General features: G+C 28.0%; 6 protein-coding genes. 5 read left to right on the forward strand and 1 reads right to left on the reverse strand.

Going from position 1 to position 2,916, the window contains the following annotated elements; genetic code table 11:
* Positions 1 to 294: hypothetical protein (locus QZZ11_RS03985; RefSeq protein WP_292473813.1), on the forward strand; the 294-nt coding region annotated here is incomplete at its 5' end.
* Positions 295 to 310: 16 nt separating this feature from the next.
* Here the strand turns inward: QZZ11_RS03985 and QZZ11_RS03990 are convergent.
* The gene (locus QZZ11_RS03990; RefSeq protein WP_292473815.1) at positions 311 to 622 is read right to left on the reverse strand and encodes a transcription factor S; all 312 of its coding nucleotides are present in this window, start codon (positions 620 to 622) and stop codon (positions 311 to 313) included.
* Positions 623 to 926: 304 nt separating this feature from the next.
* Between QZZ11_RS03990 and QZZ11_RS03995 the strand changes: the two genes are divergently transcribed.
* The 4 genes from QZZ11_RS03995 to QZZ11_RS04010 all read left to right on the forward strand — a co-directional run.
* Entirely contained in the window at positions 927 to 1,472 is a 546-nt protein-coding gene (locus QZZ11_RS03995; RefSeq protein ID WP_292473816.1) for a 50S ribosomal protein L15e, read from the forward strand.
* Positions 1,473 to 1,901 (forward strand): RNA-binding domain-containing protein, encoded by a 429-nt coding sequence (locus QZZ11_RS04000; RefSeq protein WP_292473818.1) that lies wholly within the window; start codon positions 1,473 to 1,475, stop codon positions 1,899 to 1,901.
* 38 nt (positions 1,902 to 1,939) lie between these two features.
* Positions 1,940 to 2,644 carry a ribonuclease P protein component 3 gene (rnp3, locus tag QZZ11_RS04005; protein ID WP_292473820.1) on the forward strand — a complete coding sequence of 235 codons (705 nt, stop codon included), beginning with the start codon at positions 1,940 to 1,942 and terminating at the stop codon, positions 2,642 to 2,644.
* Between the two features lie 29 nt (positions 2,645 to 2,673).
* Positions 2,674 to 2,916 (forward strand): Rpp14/Pop5 family protein (locus QZZ11_RS04010; protein ID WP_292473821.1); only part of this gene is annotated, 243 nt, incomplete at its 3' end.

Here is a 2,916-nt window from a genome sequence, read left to right on the forward strand (position 1 = left end):
AATACATCAACCAAATATTATCAAGTAACCCAAACACTTAACGAACAACAAAAATCAAAAATTAAATCATATTTTAAATATTATACCCCTGATAATTTTGAGAACTTAGAAAATGTAGCCGGAAACACAACTGGTTGGATGTGTAAAAGTGATGATGTTGAAGAAGTTGAAAAGTTATTAGGAATAACAGAAACTATCCAAAAACAAAAAGCCAATTTAGATAGAATTCAAAGAAAAACCACTGATAGTGTATTGAATTCACTCAACAAGTACACTTTAAGTTTTTCAAAATAATTTACTTTTTTTTATTCTAACGTCTCCATGTATTACCACATTTAGTACAACGATAAAATATAGTTGTAGCTTCATCAGACTTACGGGTTTGAACCATCCACCATTCTAATTCTCTATTATGACACCTATAACATAAACCATTGGTTGTAGGCATAGTATTTACTTTATCCCCAGTTATTATAATATTCTGTTTGTCTGAAACATCTTCTTCAATTACATAATCCTTCTTATTTTCTTCTGCAATCATTTTTTCATAACCACAACCATAACAATGAAGAATATTATGCTTGGGAATTAAAACTTTTCCACAATCAGGACAAAATTCCATTAAATCAACCCTTTAAAAGTCATAGATTAATATTTATTTTTAATGTTTAATAAACCACAACATTATATACTAACATAAACAAATATTCAATAGTATATAGATTATATAATGATATTTCATAAATAATCTAATATTATTATATGAAAATTAGGGAATCATCTTCCCGGTTTAATGACTGTAATAAGAAAAAAGAAACTAATTTTAAAAAATTCAAGATATTAGTTTTTATTTGAGGGAATACTCCCTTAATACACAATTAAAATAAATTGGATGTGGCCTATTGGCTGAACAATGAGGTGTATATATGTATAAACATATGCAAGAAGCATGGAAAAACCCAAGTGAATCATACGTAAAAGAACTTATGAGAGAAAGATTACCTAAATGGAGAAGACAACCTGTTATTATCAGAATTGATAAACCAACAAGGATTGACAAAGCTCGTAAATTAGGTTACAAAGCAAAAACAGGATATGTTGTTGCAAGAATTAGAGTAAGAAGAGGATCAAGAAGAAAATCCAGATTTGTAAACGGTAGAGATCCTAAAAGAATGGGTGTTAACAAAATTTCAGGTGCAAAATCCATTCAAAGAATGGCTGAAGAACGTGTTGCACGTAAATACCCTAACTTAGAAGTACTCAATTCATACTGGGTTTGGGAAGATGGTAAAGCAAAATACTATGAAGTAATCTTAGTTGACCCACAACGTCCTGAAATCCAACACGATAACAAAATCAACTGGATATGCAGTAAAAAACACACAAGACGTGCATTCCGTGGATTAACAAGTGCTGGTAAAAAAGGAAGAGGATTACGTCATAAAGGTAAAGGTGCTGAAAAGGTTAGATAGATGATACATAACATTTCCTATCGAACTTTTGTTTATGGTACCGAAGACGAAGAAAAGGTGATAACTGCTATAAGTTATCTCTTTTCAAACTCTTTACCAGAAAAAAGTATAAATGAAGACCACTTTGGTAATAAAATCATAGTATTGACTGATAAAATTACCAAAAAAAGAACTAACAAAGACATCATAGCATTTTTAAATGAAAATTTATCTGAAGAAGATAAAAATACAATTAAAAACGAATTAAATCGAAGAATGGATGATAAAGGTAATTTATTTCTTAGATTTGATAAACAATTAGCTTTTGATGAAAAACTTAAGTTAACCTACTCTGGAAATGCTATACATATCAGAATAAAAATTGCTAGTTATCCAGTAAGTAAAGAAAATGCTATTGAAGTTGCAAAAAAACTCTTTAACTTCTTATAACTAAAATTTTTTTATAAACTACTCTTAGGATTAATTATATGACTATTTTTTATGATTTTAATATTGCACCCAAAGAAGAAATTATTGAAACACTAGAAGAGTTTAATTTTAAAGGTGCTTGTATTTTTTATAATTCTCAAAATTATTTTGAGAACGAAAATGAAATAAAAGAATCATTTAATCAGTTGAATGAATCTACAAAACTTGATTTACATCGGGGCATTCTTATCAACCAATCTAATCCCCAATTACTTAGAAAAGAAGTTCAACGTCATTATAAAAAAGTTGATTTGATTATGGCAAATGGTGGAGAAGAAAAGATTAATAGAATAATCTGTGAAACACCACAAATTGACATCATAAATCATCCATATTTACATAAAAGAAATAGTGGTATTAATCATGTTCTTTCAAAGTTAATGGTTGAAAATAATATTACTGTGAATATTAACTTAACAGACATATTACAACACAGAGGTTATTTTAAAGCCAAAATATTAAATCAGATTAACCAATTATTAATGTTACAAAGAAAATACGGCTTTAGAACAGTTTTAAGTAGTGGTAGTGTATCCTTTTATGACGTTCGTTCACCTAAAAGTATGATTTTACTAAGTCAACTTACTGACATGGACATGGATTATGCAAAAAAGTGCATTACACAAAACCCATTAGAAATAATTGAAAACATAACCATTCATAAAGAAAGTGTTGTTCAAGGTGTAAGAATTCTAAAAGATTAAAGTAATTATATTGATGAACAGTTGATAACATGAAATTAAAAATTTTACCTCCAACATTACGTGAAAAAAAGAGATATGTTGGTCTAAAAATGTATAGTGAAGAAAACTTAAAAAAAGAAGAAATCTTCAGCATATTATGGAACAGCATTATAAATATCTATGGTGAAATTGAATCAAGTAAAATCAATTTATGGATAGTTGATACTCAAAAAGTAGATAATAAAAAAAGAAATCAGTATAACATTGTCGTTAAGTGTCAACGTGGTTATGAA

Source organism: Methanosphaera sp. (assembly GCF_016282985.1).
Classification (GTDB): domain Archaea; phylum Methanobacteriota; class Methanobacteria; order Methanobacteriales; family Methanobacteriaceae; genus Methanosphaera.